This is a genomic window from Thermobacillus xylanilyticus (genome assembly GCF_907165215.1).
GTDB classification, from domain to species: Bacteria; Bacillota; Bacilli; order Paenibacillales; family Paenibacillaceae; genus Thermobacillus; species Thermobacillus xylanilyticus.
Window position 1 is genome coordinate 1 of sequence record NZ_CAJRAY010000032.1, and the last position, 16,464, is coordinate 16,464.

Annotated in this window: 17 protein-coding genes; all 17 read left to right on the forward strand. The window is 63.9% G+C overall.

Annotated features, from left to right (window positions below; all coding sequences use genetic code 11):
* Window positions 1–158 precede the first annotated feature (158 nt).
* The gene (locus KJQ12_RS06665; RefSeq protein ID WP_213483988.1) at window positions 159–1,526 is read left to right on the forward strand and encodes an NfeD family protein; all 1,368 of its coding nucleotides are present in this window, start codon (window positions 159–161) and stop codon (window positions 1,524–1,526) included.
* 39 nt (window positions 1,527–1,565) lie between these two features.
* Window positions 1,566–2,561 (forward strand): flotillin-like protein FloA, encoded by a 996-nt coding sequence (floA, locus tag KJQ12_RS06670; protein ID WP_213483989.1) that lies wholly within the window; start codon window positions 1,566–1,568, stop codon window positions 2,559–2,561.
* A 29-nt stretch (window positions 2,562–2,590) separates the two neighbouring features.
* A complete protein-coding gene (locus KJQ12_RS06675; protein ID WP_213483990.1) occupies window positions 2,591–3,166 on the forward strand; it encodes a hypothetical protein in 576 nt (191 codons plus the stop codon).
* Between the two features lie 170 nt (window positions 3,167–3,336).
* Window positions 3,337–3,615, forward strand: a complete 279-nt coding sequence (gene yqfC, locus KJQ12_RS06680) for a sporulation protein YqfC (protein ID WP_015255226.1) — start codon at window positions 3,337–3,339, stop codon at window positions 3,613–3,615.
* Between the two features lie 14 nt (window positions 3,616–3,629).
* Window positions 3,630–4,823 carry a sporulation protein YqfD gene (gene yqfD / locus KJQ12_RS06685; protein ID WP_244860473.1) on the forward strand — a complete coding sequence of 398 codons (1,194 nt, stop codon included), beginning with the start codon at window positions 3,630–3,632 and terminating at the stop codon, window positions 4,821–4,823.
* Between the two features lie 4 nt (window positions 4,824–4,827).
* Window positions 4,828–5,805, forward strand: a complete 978-nt coding sequence (locus KJQ12_RS06690) for a PhoH family protein (RefSeq protein WP_015255224.1) — start codon at window positions 4,828–4,830, stop codon at window positions 5,803–5,805.
* 96 nt (window positions 5,806–5,901) lie between these two features.
* Window positions 5,902–8,145 carry an HD family phosphohydrolase gene (locus tag KJQ12_RS06695; RefSeq protein ID WP_213483992.1) on the forward strand — a complete coding sequence of 748 codons (2,244 nt, stop codon included), beginning with the start codon at window positions 5,902–5,904 and terminating at the stop codon, window positions 8,143–8,145.
* Window positions 8,146–8,637 (forward strand): rRNA maturation RNase YbeY, encoded by a 492-nt coding sequence (ybeY, locus tag KJQ12_RS06700; RefSeq protein WP_015255222.1) that lies wholly within the window; start codon window positions 8,146–8,148, stop codon window positions 8,635–8,637.
* Window positions 8,637–9,011, forward strand: a complete 375-nt coding sequence (locus tag KJQ12_RS06705) for a diacylglycerol kinase family protein (protein WP_015255221.1) — start codon at window positions 8,637–8,639, stop codon at window positions 9,009–9,011. The genes ybeY and KJQ12_RS06705 overlap by 1 nt, the downstream gene beginning before the upstream one ends.
* Before the next feature lie 97 nt (window positions 9,012–9,108).
* The gene (gene cdd / locus KJQ12_RS06710) at window positions 9,109–9,576 is read left to right on the forward strand and encodes a cytidine deaminase (RefSeq protein WP_213483993.1); all 468 of its coding nucleotides are present in this window, start codon (window positions 9,109–9,111) and stop codon (window positions 9,574–9,576) included.
* Window positions 9,573–10,520, forward strand: a complete 948-nt coding sequence (gene era / locus KJQ12_RS06715; protein WP_213483994.1) for a GTPase Era — start codon at window positions 9,573–9,575, stop codon at window positions 10,518–10,520. Before cdd ends, era begins: the two co-directional genes overlap by 4 nt.
* 184 nt (window positions 10,521–10,704) lie before the next feature.
* Window positions 10,705–10,857 (forward strand): YqzL family protein, encoded by a 153-nt coding sequence (locus tag KJQ12_RS06720; protein WP_015255218.1) that lies wholly within the window; start codon window positions 10,705–10,707, stop codon window positions 10,855–10,857.
* A 34-nt stretch (window positions 10,858–10,891) separates the two neighbouring features.
* The gene (gene recO, locus KJQ12_RS06725; RefSeq protein ID WP_213483995.1) at window positions 10,892–11,689 is read left to right on the forward strand and encodes a DNA repair protein RecO; all 798 of its coding nucleotides are present in this window, start codon (window positions 10,892–10,894) and stop codon (window positions 11,687–11,689) included.
* Between the two features lie 358 nt (window positions 11,690–12,047).
* Window positions 12,048–12,935, forward strand: a complete 888-nt coding sequence (glyQ, locus tag KJQ12_RS06730; protein ID WP_213483996.1) for a glycine--tRNA ligase subunit alpha — start codon at window positions 12,048–12,050, stop codon at window positions 12,933–12,935.
* The gene (gene glyS, locus KJQ12_RS06735; protein WP_213483997.1) at window positions 12,928–15,006 is read left to right on the forward strand and encodes a glycine--tRNA ligase subunit beta; all 2,079 of its coding nucleotides are present in this window, start codon (window positions 12,928–12,930) and stop codon (window positions 15,004–15,006) included. Before glyQ ends, glyS begins: the two co-directional genes overlap by 8 nt.
* A gap of 21 nt (window positions 15,007–15,027) precedes the next feature.
* Window positions 15,028–15,873 carry a pyruvate, water dikinase regulatory protein gene (locus KJQ12_RS06740; protein WP_213483998.1) on the forward strand — a complete coding sequence of 282 codons (846 nt, stop codon included), beginning with the start codon at window positions 15,028–15,030 and terminating at the stop codon, window positions 15,871–15,873.
* Between the two features lie 114 nt (window positions 15,874–15,987).
* Window positions 15,988–16,458 carry a YaiI/YqxD family protein gene (locus KJQ12_RS06745; protein ID WP_015255213.1) on the forward strand — a complete coding sequence of 157 codons (471 nt, stop codon included), beginning with the start codon at window positions 15,988–15,990 and terminating at the stop codon, window positions 16,456–16,458.
* Window positions 16,459–16,464 lie beyond the last annotated feature (6 nt).

Consider the following 16,464-nt stretch of genomic DNA (forward strand, 5'->3'; position numbering starts at 1 on the left):
ACCCGCATGTACGGTGGTGTGAGAGGTCGGGGGCTAGCCGCCCCCTCCTACTCGATTCGGGCGCTGCGATCCGGTACATACTGTGAAAGCGTTGAATCCGCCGGCTGCGAAAGTTTCGCCCGCACGGCATAATCTAAACTTCGAGGGAGGCGAGATGCATGCGACCGTTGAACTTAAGAATCCGGCTGCGGGCGGCGGCTGCGGCCCTGATGCTGATCGCCGCGCTGCTGGCGGCGATCGTCCCCGCAGTGCAGGCCGCGGATTCGGGCGCGGGCGGCGCCGGTCCGGCTGTTTACGTCATCCCGGTCCGACAGACGATTGAATCCGGGCTCGAGGCGTTCCTGAAGCGGGCGTTCCGCGAAGCGGAAGAAGCGCAGGCCGAACGCATCGTGCTCGTCATCAACACGAACGGAGGCCGGCTGGAGAACGCGCAGAACATCGGCGATCTGGTTGGCGCAAGCCCGGTCCCGGTCACCGCTTTCGTGGAGAGCAAGGCGTTCTCGGCGGGCGCGTACATCGCGCTCAACGCGGATCAGATCGTCATGCGGCCGGGCAGCTCCATCGGCGCGGCGGCCATGGTGGACGCGGCCGGCAATCTGGTGGACAATCCGAAGCAGATCTCGGCCTGGACGGCGGAAATGCGGGACGCGGCGGAAGCGTCCGGGCGCGACCCGAACATCGCCGCCGCGATGGCCGACCCGAATTACCGGGGCGAGATCCCCGGCATCGGCCGGGACCCGGGCGGCATTCTGACGCTGACCGCGGAAGAGGCGCTTCGCGTCGGCTATGCCGATCATCTGGCCGATTCGGTGGAAGACGTGATCGCATGGCTCGGTCTGGAGCAGCGCGCCGTCGTCCATGTCGACCCTTCGCTTGCCGAACGGGCCGCCCGGGTGCTGACGCAGCCCGGCGTCATGCTGCTGCTTCTGATCATCGGCATCGCCGGCATCGTCATCGAGATGCTGGTGCCGGGATTCGGCGTTCCGGGAATCGTCGGCCTTCTGGCGCTGGTGCTGTACTTCTTCGGCCAGTACGTGGCGGGATTCGCCGGCATGGAGTCCGTCGCCCTGTTCATCGCCGGCATCATCCTGCTCGTGCTGGAACTGTTCGTGCCGAGCTACGGGATTCTCGGCATTCTCGGCGGGGCGGCGATCATCGGTGGCATCGCCACCGCCGCTTACGATGCCGGCGACGCCGTCACCACCCTGCTCTATGCTTTCGGGGCGGCGGCGGTGCTGGCTGCGATCGCGGGCTACATTTTCCGCAAGCGGGGCGTCTGGAACAAATTCATTCTGCGTGAATCGCTTACGTCCGAGGAAGGCTATCTGTCGACGGAAGCGCGTACGGACCTGACAGGAAAGTCGGGCACCGCGCTGACGCCGCTCCGGCCGGCGGGCGTCGTCCTGATCGACGGCGAGCGGATCGACGCCGTGTCGGAAGGCGGCTTTGTCGAGCCCGGCGCGCGGGTCAGGGTGGTGCGCGCGGAAGGTCTGCGGGTCGTGGTGAAAGAATCAAAAGACGAATAACATGCGGCTTCAGGGCCGCGGATCGCGGAGGTTGGAAAAATGGATCCGAATTCGCTCATTGCGATTTTCGTGGTTGTGGCATTGGTCGTTGTCGCGTTGTTCGTGTTCTTCAGCTTTGTTCCAGTCATGCTCTGGATCTCGGCACTGGCGTCCGGCGTCCGCATCAGCATGATCACGCTGGTCGCCATGCGGCTTCGCCGCGTCGTGCCGAGCCGGATCGTGAACCCGCTCATCAAGGCGACGAAAGCCGGGTTGGGGCTGACGATCAACCAGCTGGAAAGCCATTACCTCGCCGGCGGCAATGTCGACCGCGTCGTCAACGCGCTGATCGCGGCGCAGCGGGCGAACATTCCGCTCGGCTTCGAGCGGGCGGCGGCGATCGACCTCGCCGGCCGTGACGTGCTGCAGGCGGTGCAGATGAGCGTCAACCCGCGCGTCATCGAGACGCCGTTCGTCTCGGCGGTCGCGAAGGACGGCATTGAGGTCAAGGTCCGTGCGCGGGTGACGGTGCGTGCGAACATCGACCGGCTCGTCGGCGGCGCCGGCGAAGAGACGATCATCGCCCGCGTCGGCGAAGGCATCGTCAGCACGAACGGTTCCGCCGACTCGCACAAGGAAGTGCTCGAGAACCCGGACATGATCTCGCGCACGGTGCTGAACAAGGGGCTCGACGCCGGCACGGCGTTCGAAATTCTGTCGATCGACATCGCGGACGTGGACATCGGCAAGAACATCGGCGCGCAGCTTCAGACGGAGCAAGCGGAAGCCGACAAGCGGATCGCCCAGGCGAAGGCGGAGGAGCGCCGCGCGATGGCGGTCGCGCTCGAGCAGGAGATGCGCGCCCGCGTCGTCGAGATGCGCGCGAAGGTCGTCGAATCCGAAGCCGAGGTGCCTCGTGCGATGTCCGAGGCGCTGCGCAGCGGCAAGATCGGCGTCATGGACGTGCTGAACATGCGCAACATTGAAGCCGACACGCTGATGCGCGATTCGATCGGCAAGTCCGGCAGACCGGCGAACAATGATGAGGAAGCATGATGCGGCGGTTGCCGGCGCGGAGGTGAACGATGGAAGCGATCCTCTCGTTTCTGTTCGATAACCCGTTTCTGACGATCATTCTGCTTTTCTTCCTGTTCTCCATGCTCGGCCGGACCGGCCGGAAAGGCGGCGGTAACCGGATGCCGGATTTCGGCGGCGGTCCCGGCGGCTGGCCGGCGCCCGGGCGGGGGATGCCGCGAGGTTCCGGACGTTCCGGCGAAATGCGCGGCCGCACCGATCTTTCGCGGCGTCCGGAACGCAGGGATGCCGGCGGAGGGGAACCCGCATTTCCGCGCGAATGGAGGCCCGCGCAGCCGCAGGAGGCGCGGGAGCGGATGGCGGACCCGCGTCCGGTCCGCATGGAGCCGTCGCCGCCGGCCGCTTCCCCGGCCGCATCAGCGTTGACAGCAGCCCATGAAGCGGCTGATTCCGCTTCCGCAGCGATTGACGGCGCTTCCCGTGTGGCGCCCGCCCTGCAGGTGGAGCGGGCGTCCGGCCGTCCGATCGCCGGGCAGGAGGAACTGCGCCAAGCCGTCCTCTGGGCCGAAATTCTCGGCCCGCCGCGCGCGCGTTCCCCGCATGGCCGGCGCCGCATCGGGCGCTGAGACGTTTTACCCCCTTGCCGAACAGCAAGGGGGTTTTTGATTTTGTGTGTCAGAAGTGCAGCTGGTGAAAATCTGCCCGTTCGCACACCCTGCTCCGGCCCCCGCTCCCCTCATATTTCCGCAGCCCGCCGCATAGTTTTGTAAGGTACAAGGGAGGGAGCGGATCCGCCATGCGCCGAATCAACCACCGCTTGCGCCAATGGACAGCCCGGGTGCTCGAACTTCCGCAGGATGTCGTGTTCGATCTGCCGCGCCTTACGATGATCGGCGACCGGCAGCTCTATATCGAGAACCACCGGGGCGTGCTCCATTTCTCGCCGGACATGCTGCGGCTTGCGTTGCCGAACGGCAAGCTCGAGGTGTCGGGAAAGGATCTGGTCATCCGCGGAATCTGGACGGAAGAAGTGTTCGTGGAGGGCATCATTACGCAAGTTTCGATCAACGGATAAGGGGCGTGGAACGGGTGAAGGTAACATGGTTTCATGCCGTGCGCGGCTGTGTGACGGTCCGCATCGCCGGCTCCGGGACGGAACGGTTGCTGAGCGATGCGGCGGGGGACGGAATCGAATTGCTCGCCTTGCGCCGGACAAGCCCGGGGGAGATCGAATGCATCGTGACGGTGGGCGACTTTTTCCGGCTGCGTCCGCATTTGCGCCGGACAGGCTGTCGGCTCAGGATCGTCGGAAAGCGCGGGCTGCCGTTTCAATTGGCGCGGATCGGCCGGAGGAAGTTCTTCGCGGCGGGGCTCGTGTTGTTTTTCATCGGACTCTATCTGCTCTCCTCGCTCATCTGGCGCATCGAGATCGAAGGGAACGAGCGGCTGACGGACGAGCAGATTTTGGCGGCGGCGCGGGCGGAAGGGTTGCACGTCTTCCAGTGGTCGTTCCGTCTTCCGGGAGCCGAAGAATTGTCGCGCAGGCTGAACACCGCGCTGCCCGGCACGGCCTGGGTCGGCGTGGAGAAGCGCGGCACGCTGGTTACGATCCGCATCGTCGAGACGACCGAGCCGGAGCCGCGGACCTTGCTCAGCCCCCGCCATCTGATCGCGAAAGAAGACGCGGTCGTCACCCGCATCACCGCGACCCGCGGCCGTCCCGTCGTGAAGAAAAATCAGCGCGTGAAAAAGGGCGATGTCCTGATTTCCGGCATTCTCGGCGGGGATGGTTTGCATGTGAATGTGCCGGCCGAAGGGACGGTGAGGGGCCTCGTCTGGCACGAATACGACATCACGTCGCCGCTGGTCCGCAAGGCGAAGACGTATACGGGCGAGCGGCGCACGGTCTGGCACGCCGTGCTGGGAGACCGCAGCCTGAAAGTCAGCGGGTTCGGCGAGCCGCCGTTCGCCAAATACGAGTCCGTCCTCCGGCAGGAGAACGCGGCCTGGCGCGGCATCGTGCTGCCGATCGGCCGCATCCGGGAGACGCAGCTGGAAGTAACGTTCGTGGAGCGGCGGTTGACGGAGGAAGAGGCGGCGGCCGAAGGGCTGCTGCAGGCCCGCGCCGACATCCTGCGGAAGGCTGGCGCGGACGCGGTGATCCGGGCGGAAAAGATTTTGCATCGAAAGACCGAGAATGGTAAAGTTTATATGAAAGTACTGTTCGAAGTGGAACAGTCGATCACTGATGAAATGCCGCTAGTTCAACCACAAGGAGAATGACGATTTGCACGAGAAGACGGGAACCGTCCGAATTCCGCTGGCCAGCGCGGCGGAAGGACTGGCTTTATTCGGTCCGCAGGACAAGTATCTGCGGCTCGTCGAGCGCGGGATGGAAGCGGAGATCCGTTCCCGGGACGCCGAAATTGTCATCACGGGTCCGGAGCATGAGCTGGCTGCCCTCGAGCAGCTCTACAGCGTGCTGCTGGAGCTTGTCCGGGGAGGCTACACGCCTTCCGAGCGTGATTTCGCCTACGCGCTGGAACTGGCGCGGGAACTGAAGGCGGACGAGCTGCTCGATCTGTTCAAAACGTCCATCACGACGACGTACCGGGGCAAGCCGATCCAGTTCAAGACGCTCGGCCAGCGCCGCTACGTCCAGGAGATCCGGAAGAAAGACATCGTGTTCGGCATCGGACCGGCCGGCACGGGGAAAACCTATCTCGCCGTCGTCCTCGCGGTCGCGGCGCTGAAGGAAGGCAAGGTCAAGCGGATCGTGCTGACGCGGCCCGCGGTGGAAGCGGGCGAAAATCTCGGTTTTCTGCCGGGCGACCTGCAGGAGAAAGTCGATCCATATCTCAGACCGCTGTACGATGCGCTGCATGACGTCATGGGACCGGATCAGTCGGCGAAAGCGTTCGAACGGGGCATCATCGAGGTCGCCCCGCTGGCCTACATGCGAGGCCGGACGCTGGACGATTCGTTCATCATTCTCGACGAAGCGCAGAACACGACGCCCGAACAGATGAAGATGTTCCTCACCCGGCTCGGTTTCGGTTCCAAAATGGTCATCACGGGCGACGTGACGCAGATCGACCTGCCCCGGGGCAAGCATTCCGGCCTGATCGAAGCCCGGCGCATCCTGGGCGGGATCGAGGAGATCGGTTTTGTCGAACTCACCGAGTCGGACGTTGTCCGCCATTCGCTTGTGCAGCAAATCATCTCGGCGTATGCGCGCGCGGAAGAAGAGGCGGCCGGAAGATAGCGCGGCCGGCCGCAAGGCAGGGAGACTCCCGGACCGCAGGCGGGTCCGGCCGGAGAATTACACGGCGCCGTCCAGGCAGCAAAGGAGGAATGCCGCATGAGTATGAGCGGTGCGGCGGTCCGGGATTCGGACCACGGACGGCCTGCAGGATGGAAGCAGAGCGCGGCGGTTCGCTGGCTGCTGCTGCTTCTGTTCGTGCTGCTGTTTTGCGCCGTTCTGTCGCCGCGGCTCATTCCGAAGACTTACAATCTGGAACTCGGCAGCGTCAGCACCCGCGACATTGCCGCTCCCCGGCAATGGGAGGATGAACGGGCGACCGAACTTGCGAAGGAGCAGGCGGCGGAAAGCGTGGAGCCGAAATATTCCATCGTGGCATTGCGCAACGAGACGCTGGTCGACCAGATCGTCGCCCGCATGGAACAGCTCAACGCGGACACAGATGTATCGTTCGACAACAAGGTCGAGATCTATCGCCGCGAAATTCCGGCAAGGTACGATGCGTTCGTCGACAAGTTCGCCGCCGACAACCGCGATTCGGAGACGTACAATCCCGGTCTGCTGGAAGAGATGGCGCGCAACGTGAAGGAGCAGCGCTATACGATTCCGGAGGAGACGTTCTATAAGCTGCCGCTGCTCTCCGGCCAGCGGCTGCAGGGAATCCGCCAGGTTGCGGCCGAAGCGGTGCGCCGGCTGATGTCCGAACAGCTGACCGATGCCGAGACCGCCCGCGCGAAAGTGGCCGAAATGATCAACACGAGTTCCCTCGACGACCGCACCGACCGGGAAATCGCCGCCGAGCTGGCGCGCTTCGCCATCATGCCGAACAAGTTCTACGACCAGCAGGCGACCGAGAAGGCGCGGGCGCAGGCGCGGGAGAACACGCCGTCCGTCGTGATCAAGGAAGGCGACATCGTCGTCCGGAAAGGCCAGACGATCACGCCGGAAATCTATGAACGGCTGGAAGGTCTGGGGCTGCTCAAGAGTTCCACGAACATCTGGCCGTATTTCGGGCTTGTCATTTTCGCGCTGCTGTCGGCGCTGGCAATTTACAGCTACCTGGAGCATGTCGGTCTGCCCGGCAACGGCCCGAACGCGAAATACGGCAACTCGCAGCTGCTCATGCTGCTCATGATCTTCGCGCTGAATCTGCTGGCGATGGCGATCGTGGCGCTGATCCAGACGTCGGACACCTACTTCCTCGGCTATCTGGCGCCTGCCGCGCTCGGACCGGTGCTGATCGCGCTCTTGCTCGACCTCAACCTCGCGATCGTATCGGCCATCGTGTTCGCGGCTGCGGGCAGCATTTTGTTCAATACGGAGAGCGGGCGGATTTTCGACTTCACGTTCGGCTTCGTCATCCTGGTCGCCTCGCTGGCGGCGGTATTCGCCGTTCACAAAGCCGGCCAGCGCTCGACGCTGCTGAAGGCGGGTGTGCTGGCCAGCCTGTTCGGCACCGCGGCGGTTCTCGCGCTGATCTCGTTCGGCGAGCTGCCGCCGCGCATGGAGATCATCTATTCGGCCGCCTGCACGTTCGCCGGCGGGCTGCTCACCGTCGTGCTCGTCATCGGCCTGATGCCGTTCTTCGAGCTGTCGTTCGGCATTCTGTCCGCGCTCAAGCTGATCGAGCTGTCGAACCCGAATCATCCGCTGCTGCGCAAGCTGCTGACCGAGACGCCGGGCACCTATCACCACAGCGTCATGGTCGGCAACCTGTCCGAAGCGGCGGCGGAAGCGATCGGCGCGAACGGCCTGCTGTGCCGCGTCGGCTCGTTCTATCACGACATCGGCAAGACGAAGCGTCCGGGCTATTTCATCGAGAACCAGAATCATATGGAGAACCCGCACGATTCGATCGATCCGAAGCTGAGCCGGTCCATCATTATCGCCCACGCGCGCGACGGTGTGGAGATGCTCAAGGCGCACAACATTCCGAAGCCGATCCGCGACATCGCGGAACAGCATCACGGCACGACGCTGCTGAAATATTTCTACCACAAGGCGGTCAAACAGGCGGAGGCGGCCGGCGTCGAACCGGACTTCACGGAGGACGATTTCCGCTATCCCGGACCGAAAGCGCAATCGAAAGAAGCGGCCATCGTCGGCATTGCGGACTGCGTGGAAGCGGCCGTCCGCTCGCTGCACAATCCGACGATCGAGCAGATCGAGTCGATGATCCACAAGATCATCAAGAGCCGGCTGGATGACAACCAGTTCAACGAATGCGACCTGACGCTGAAAGAATTGGACAAGATCGCGCAGACGCTGAAGGAGACGGTGGTCGGCATCTTCCATTCGCGCATTGAATATCCCGAAGATGTGAAACCGAAGGAGAAAGCGTAAATGGGTCTGACGCTCGAATGGAGCAATGAACAGGAGACAATCGAACTGCAGGACGGATGGATCGCGCGGCTGGAGCAGCTGCTCCGGCTCGCCGGCGAGGCGGAGGGCATCGAAGACGGAGAGGTGGCGCTCACCTTCGTCGACGATGCCCGCATCCATGAATTGAACCGCGAATACCGGGGCATCGACCGGCCGACCGATGTGCTGTCGTTCGCCATGCAGGAAGGCGACGAGCCGGACATTATATTTGACGAATGGGAAGAAGGAGAATCCGATCCGGTTTCCGGCATGCTCGGCGACATCGTCATCTCGCTGGAGCGCGCGAAGGCGCAGAGCGAGGAGTACGGCCATTCGCTGGAGCGGGAAATCGGCTTTCTGTTTGTGCACGGGTTTCTCCATCTGCTCGGCTACGACCATCAGACCGCGGAGGAAGAGGCGGTCATGTTCGCGAAGCAGGAAGCGATCTTGCAGCAAGCGGGGCTGACCCGGTAATGCGCCGCTTCCTGGCCAGCCTGAGGTTTGCGGCAAGCGGCATTGCGCAGGGCGTCCGCAACGAGCGGAACATGCGCATCCATCTGATCGCGGCGGCCGCCGTCGTGCTGCTCGCGATCTGGCTCGATATCCGGCCCGTGGAATGGGCTGTCCTGCTCGCTCTGTGCGGGCTTGTGATCAGCCTCGAGCTGGTCAACACGGCGGTGGAGCGCGTCGTCGACCTCGTCAGCCCGGAACGCCATCCGCTGGCGAAAGCGGCGAAGGACGCGGCCGCGGGGGGCGTGCTCGTCGCAGCGATGTTCGCCGCCGCGGCCGGACTGATCGTGCTGGGGCCGCCGCTGTGGCACAAGCTTCAGGAACTGTTCGGGCTGTAAGGCGGCCAGGCGGTTGCCGGGCCCGGTCATCGACAGACTTGAAACGATCCCGTGAACCGAACGGTGACACTGACAGACGGAAAGGAGCCCGCGGCTGATGAGCGGTAACGCATCATCCCTGATCGACGAGCGGGAAGCGCTGACCCTGCTTGAAGCGGCAGCCGAAGCGCGGACCCGCGCCTATATTCCCTATTCCGGTTTCGCGGTGGGCGCCGCGCTGCTGGATGCGGAAGGCGGCATCCACTTCGGATGCAATATCGAGAACGCCGCCTACGGCCCGACGAACTGCGCCGAGCGGACGGCGCTGTTCAGCGCCGTCGCGGCCGGCCTGCCGCCGCGCAGCTTCCGCGCGATCGCCGTCACGGCGGATACGGCCGAGCCGGTGACGCCGTGCGGCACCTGCCGGCAAGTGCTCGCCGAGCTGTGCGCGCCGGACATGCCGGTTGTGCTCGGCACGATCCGCGGCCCGTGGCGGGTGACCACGGTCGCGGAGCTGCTGCCCGGCGCGTTCTCATCGGCGCAGCTGGATGAAGACAGGGCACGGAAAGGGGGCGATCGCCCGTGAGTGAACGCACGCAGAGCAAGGACAGAACGAACAGCCCGGACGGGCGGGACGAGAGCTTTCGTTCCGGCTTTGCCGCAATCGTCGGCCGGCCGAATGTCGGCAAGTCGACGCTGATGAACCATCTGATCGGCCAGAAGGTCGCGATCATGTCGGACAAGCCGCAGACGACGCGCAACAAGATCCACGGCGTCTACACGTCGGACCGGGCGCAGATCGTCTTCCTCGACACACCGGGCATCCACAAGCCGACGTCGAAGCTCGGCGACTTCATGAACCGGTCGGCGGACAGCGCGTTGGCGGAAGTCGACGTCATCCTGTTCCTCGTCGACGTCTCGGAGGAGCTCGGCGGCGGCGACCGCTTCATCATCGAGAAACTCAAGAAGACGAAGACGCCGGTGTTCCTCGTGATGAACAAGATCGACAAGGTGCATCCGGACGCGCTGCTGCCCGCCATTGCGAAATATCGCGAGCTGTTCGATTTCGCCGAGGTCGTGCCGATCTCCGCGCTGAACGGCAACAATGTGGGAACGCTGCTTGATCAGATCATCCGCTATCTGCCCGAAGGCCCGATGTATTATCCGGCCGACCAGGTGACGGACCACCCCGAGCAGTTCATCTGCGCCGAGCTGATCCGCGAGAAAATTTTGCAGCTGACCTATGAGGAAGTGCCGCACTCGATCGCCGTGGCGACCGAGGAAATGCGCGTTCAGGAGAACGGGGTTGTGTACATCCGGGCGGTCATCTACGTCGAACGCGACTCGCAGAAGGGCATCATCATCGGCAAGCAAGGCGCGATGCTGCGGGAAGTCGGCGCCGCCGCGCGGCAGGACATCGAAGCGCTGCTCGGCTCGCGGATCTATCTGGATCTCTGGGTGAAAGTGAAAAAAGACTGGCGCAACCAGGAACGGGTGCTGCGGGATTTCGGCTTCCGGCTGGACGATTGACCCGGCTCCCGGCATCAGCGTGCGGCGCCGGCCCCGGCAAACGGGAATCGCCGCTGGTCCGAACTCCCTCGGATAGCGCGCCGCCGGGCGTCGCATCCTAATCTTCGCAAGAGGCGTGCATTTCTGGCCGAAGGCGGTCCGATGGCGGACCGGCTTTCAGCGGCGTAGAAAGGATGAAGTTCACATGCGCGATTTCTCTTGGAAGATCTTCACGTTGACCGGAGATGTGGATGCGTTCTTGCTGTACCGGGAGATGGACGAATTGAGCGAGCGGGAGAAAAAGCCGACGCCGGAATCGCTGGATTCGCTCGACAACTGGGAAGAAATGGCGGACTGAGGAAGGCGTTCGGCGCGGGGGGAGAGGCGGACGCGTGCTGATTCGGGTGCAAGGCGTCATTATCCGATCGATGGATTACGGGGAAGGCGGCAAAATCGTCACGCTGCTGACCGAGACGCACGGCAAGACGGGCGTGCTGATCCGCGGCGCCAGCAAGCCGCGGAGCCGCTACGGCTCGCTTGCCCTTCCTTTTACATACGGTGAATTCGTCTTCTTCAAAGGATCGGGGCTCGGCACGCTGAGCAGCGGCGAAATCATCCGCTCCCATCACAAGCTGCGGGAGAACATCGATCTGGCCGCCCATGCGTCGTATGTTGCGGAACTGACGGACCGGGCCCTGCAGGACGAGGAAGCGGGGAACTGGATCTTCAGCCAGCTGATCGCTTGTCTGGCTGCGCTGGAAGACGGAAAGGATGCGGCAATCACGACGCATGTGTACGAGATGAAGATTCTGCAGGCGGCCGGCTACGCGCCGGTGCTCGACCGCTGCGTCTCCTGCGGACGGACGGACGGGCTTGCCGCGCTCGCGCCGGTGCTCGGCGGCGCGGTCTGCCCGGCGTGCCGCGCGGGCGGGCACCAGGTGCTGCAGCTCGGAGACAAGGCGCTCAAGCTGCTGCGGCTGTTCGCCGCTGTCGATCTCCGGCGGCTCGGCGAAGTGAACGTCGGTCCGGAGACGAAGGCGGCCGTCCGCCGCGGCATGCGCGCCCTCGTCGACGCGCACTTGCCGCACAAGCTGAAGTCGCGGGCCTTTCTCGATTCGCTGGACGCGCTCGGACAGCCGCCGATCCGGCCGGTGCCGGACGGGGAAGCGGGCGCGGAGCCGCACGGTTAAATATTGACTCGGATGCGCAAACCTGCTATATTATCTCAATATGAAAATATGGACGATGACGGAGAAAGTAGTCGGCAATCAGGCGCGTATGAAGCGAGCCGGGGATGGTGCAAGCCCGGCCGGTCTGGCCGGACGAAACGGCGCTCCCGAGTCCTGGTGCGAATGAAGGCGGGCTGTCCGCTTGAGGCAAGCGGCCAGCCAAGCAGGGTGGAACCGCGGGAGATGCTCCCGTCCCTGCGTCCGGATGCGGGCGTGAGGGACGGGAGTTTTTTGGCGTGGCACCGCCGCACGGCCGCATGCCGACGGCGTCCCGCGCGGCCGCCGGATGGAATCCATTCGAAGCGAAGGAGTGCATGGCATGAATTTTCAGGGCATCATCCTGACGCTGCAGCAGTTCTGGGCGGAACAGGGCTGTGTCGTCGTCAACCCGTATGATGTCGAGACGGGCGCCGGAACGCTCAACCCGATGACGTTCCTCCGGTCCATCGGTCCGGAGCCGTGGAACGTCGCGTACGTCGAGCCTTCCCGCCGTCCCGCCGATGGCCGCTACGGCGAGAACCCGAACCGGCTCTATCAGCATCATCAGTTCCAGGTCATCATGAAACCGTCTCCGGACAACATCCAGGAAATTTACCTGGAAAGCCTGAAACGGCTCGGCGTCGATCCGCGCCATCACGACATCCGGTTCGTCGAAGATAACTGGGAACATCCGGGTCTCGGCGCGTGGGGGCTCGGCTGGGAAGTATGGCTGGACGGGATGGAAGTGACCCAGTTCACCTATTTCCAGCAGGTCGGCGGTCTCGAAATGAATCCGGTAGCGGTCGAGATCACGTACGGCCTGGAGCGGCTTGCCTCCTACATTCAGGACAAGGAAAACGTCTTCGAGCTCGAGTGGGTCGACGGCGTCACGTACGGCGACGTGTTCCTCCAGCCGGAGTACGAGCACTCGAAATATACCTTTGAAGTGTCGGATACGCCGATGCTGTTCAACCTGTTCAATCAATATGAAGCGGAAGCGAAGCGTGCGCTGGAGCAAAATCTCGTATTTCCGGCCTACGATTACGCGCTGAAATGTTCGCATACGTTCAACCTGCTGGATGCGCGGGGCGCGATCAGCGTGACGGAGCGGACGGGTTATATCATGCGCGTGCGCAATCTGGCCCGGCAATGCGCCGCGGTCTACCTGGCGGAACGGGAGCGGCTCGGATTCCCGCTGCTGAAGAAGGAGGTGACGTCGAATGGCTGAAGATTTGCTCCTGGAGATCGGAATGGAAGAAGTGCCCGCGCGGTTCGTCCGCGGCGCCATGGATCAACTGAAGGCGAAGACGGCCGATTGGCTGGATGCGTCGCGCATCGCATATGAAGGCATTGAAGCGTATGCGACGCCGCGCCGGATCGCGGTGCTCGTGCGCGGCGTTGCCGGCAAGCAGGCCGACATCCGCGAAGAAGTGCGCGGACCGTCGCGCAAGATTGCGCTGGATGAGAATGGCGGCTGGAGCAAGGCGGCGCTCGGTTTCGCCCGCAGCCAGGGCGTGCAGCCGGAGCAGCTCTTCTTCAAGGAGAACGGCGGCGTCGAGTACGTGTACGCCCTGAAGAGCGGCGAAGGCGCGCCGACGATCGAGCTGCTGCCGGAAGGACTTGCAGGGATCATTACGTCGATGACATTCCCGAAAAGCATGCGCTGGGGCAGCTATGATCTTCGGTTCGTCCGTCCGATCCGGTGGATCGTGGCGCTGTACGGAGATGCCGTCGTGCCGCTCGAGATCGCCGGCGTGAAGAGCGGCAATGTGACGCGCGGCCACCGGTTCCTCGGCGCCGAGACGGCTATCGCGAGGCCCGGCGAATATGCGGCCAAGCTGCGGGAGCAGCACGTCATCGCGGACGTCAAGGAGCGCGAGGCGGAAATTCTCCGGCAGATCGAAGCGCTTAAAGCCGAGCGCGGCTGGAACATCGCGGTGAAGGACGATCTGCTCGAAGAGGTGCTGTTCCTCGTCGAGTACCCGACCGTCCTGTTCGGCACGTTCGATCCGGCGTTCCTGAACATTCCGCAGGAAGTGCTGATCACCTCGATGCGCGAACACCAGCGGTATTTCCCGGTGCTGGATCGCGAAGGCAAGCTGCTGCCGTACTTCGTCACGGTGCGCAACGGCGACAGCACCTCGATCGAGCTGGTGCAGCGGGGCAACGAGAAGGTGCTGCGGGCGCGGCTCTCGGACGCGAAGTTCTTCTATGAAGAAGACCAGAAGCTCACGATCAATGAGGCGCTCGCGAAGCTGGAGACGATCGTCTGGCACGAGGAACTCGGCACGCTGGGCGAGAAGGTGCGCCGCATCCGGCGGACGGCGGACGCCGTCGCTTCCCGCGTGACGGAAGACGAAGCGGCGCGGGCGGACATCAGCCGCGCGGCGGATATCTGCAAGTTCGACCTCGTCACGTCCATGGTGTATGAATTCCCGGAACTTCAGGGCATCATGGGAGAAGATTACGCCCGCAAGCTGGGTGAACGCGAAGCGGTCTGCCGCGCGGTGAACGAACATTACCGTCCGCGCCATGCGGGCGACGAGCCGGCCGAAGGGCTTGTGGGCGCCGTCGTCGGCATCGCCGACAAGATCGATACGATCGTCGGCTGCTTCTCGATCGGCATCGTGCCGACCGGCTCGCAGGATCCGTACGCGCTGCGCCGCCAGGCGGCCGGCATCGTGCAGACGATGATCGCGCACCGGCTGGGCCTCAAGCTCGGCGAACTGTTCGGCATCGCGCTTGACGTCTACGAGGAGCGCGGACTGAAGCGCGGCCGCGAAGACATTCTGCGCGATCTGTACGAATTCTTCGGTCTGCGCGTCCGGAACGCGTTGTCGGAAGCGGGCATCCGGTACGATGTGGCCGACGCGGTCATGGCGTCCGGCTTCGACGATCCGCTGCTTGCGGTGAAGCGGGCGGAAGCGGTCGCGGAGGCGGTTCGGCAGGGCGAGTCTTTCAAAGCTGCCGTCGACGCGTTCAACCGGGTGTGCAATCTGGCGGCGAAAGCCGAGCAGACGAAGATTGATCCGTCGCTGTTCGAGGACGATGCGGAACGGAAGCTGCACGAGGCCCGCGGGTCCGTGAGCGGCCGCGCGGAAGAAGCGCTGTCGTCCGGCGATGCGGCGGGGGCGCTGGCCGTCCTCACGGAACTGAAAGACCCGATCAACGCTTATTTCGACCGGGTCATGGTCATGACGGACAATCCGGCGGTCCGTGCCAACCGGCTGGCTTCGCTGGCCGCCGTCGCGGCCGACATTCGGCGGGTCGCGGATTTCTCGAAAATCGTCTGGTCGTAATATGCGGAAAGGTGCGGCGACATGAACGGCAATCGGTTTGATGAAGCATCCCGCCATTGCGTCATTTATGCCGTCTCGGACTCGGCCGGCGAGACCGGCGAAGCCGTCGTCCGCGCGGCGGTCGCGCAGTTCACTAACGCGCGGACGGAGATCCGGCGCCGGCCATTCGTGACGGACAAGTCGCATATCGCTGCCATCGTCGCGGAAGCGCGGGACGAGCAGGCGATCATCCTGTATACGCTGGTACTGCCGCATCTCCGCGAAGCGATGGCGCAGCATGCGCTGCGGGACGGCGTCCTGGCGATCGATGCGCTCGGGCCGCTGCTCGACGGCCTGGAATGGCGCACCGGCATCAAGCCGGAATACAGGCCGGGACTGAACCATCAGCTCGACGCGGACTATTTCCGCCGGGTGGAAGCGGTCGAATTCGCCGTGAAGCATGACGACGCGAAAGATCATTCCGGCATCCTGAAAGCCGACATCGTGCTGATCGGCGTGTCCCGGACGTCGAAGACGCCGCTGTCGATGTATCTCGCCCATCGCAAGTTCAAGGTTGCGAACGTGCCGCTCGTGCCGGAACTGAAGCTCCCGGACGAGCTGCTGCGCGTCCCGCGGTCGCGCATTGTCGGCCTGACGATCGGCAAGGAGGATCTGAACCAGATCCGGAAGGAGCGGCTGAAGGCGCTCGGCCTGCCCGACACCGCGCCGTACGCCGCCCCGGATCGGATTGAACGGGAGCTCACCTACGCCAGGGAAGTGATGGACCGGCTCGGATGCGTCGTCATCGACGTCTCTCGCCGGGCGGTTGAAGAGACGGCCAGCCTGATCATGGAGCATGTCCGGAATGCCGGCGTTCAGCCGTTCTGAACGCGGCGCGGGACGAACGGATCGGTGCGGGACGGGTACGGAAGGAATTGCGGCTCGTATGGCGAATATATTTTCTATAGTAGGAATAAGAACGTAAGACGAGGGTGTGCGGCAATGAGCGGCGGTGATGTCCGGATCGTGGTGGATGCGGATGCCTGTCCCGTGAAGCGGGAAATTGCCGACACCGCCAGGCAATTCGGTGTTCCGGTGATGCTCGTCGCCTCGTACGACCACGCGCTGGTCCCCGAACCGGGCGTCGAGGTGCGGCATGTGGAACGCGGACGCGACGCCGTCGATCTGTACATCTCGAACCTGATCCGCCCGGGCGACATCGTCGTGACGCAGGACTTCGGACTGGCGGCGATGGCCCTGGCGAAGCGGGCGACGGTGCTTTCGAACCGCGGCCAGCGGTACCGGAACGAGACGATCGACTTTCTCATGGCGAGCCGGCATGATCAGGCGAAGGCGCGGCGGGCCGGAGGACGGACGAAAGGGCCGCGGGCGATGACCCGCGAGGACCGGATGCGATTTCAACAAATGCTGACAAAAGTTTTGCAGGATATGCAGGATAATGATGACAGGTAGAGAATA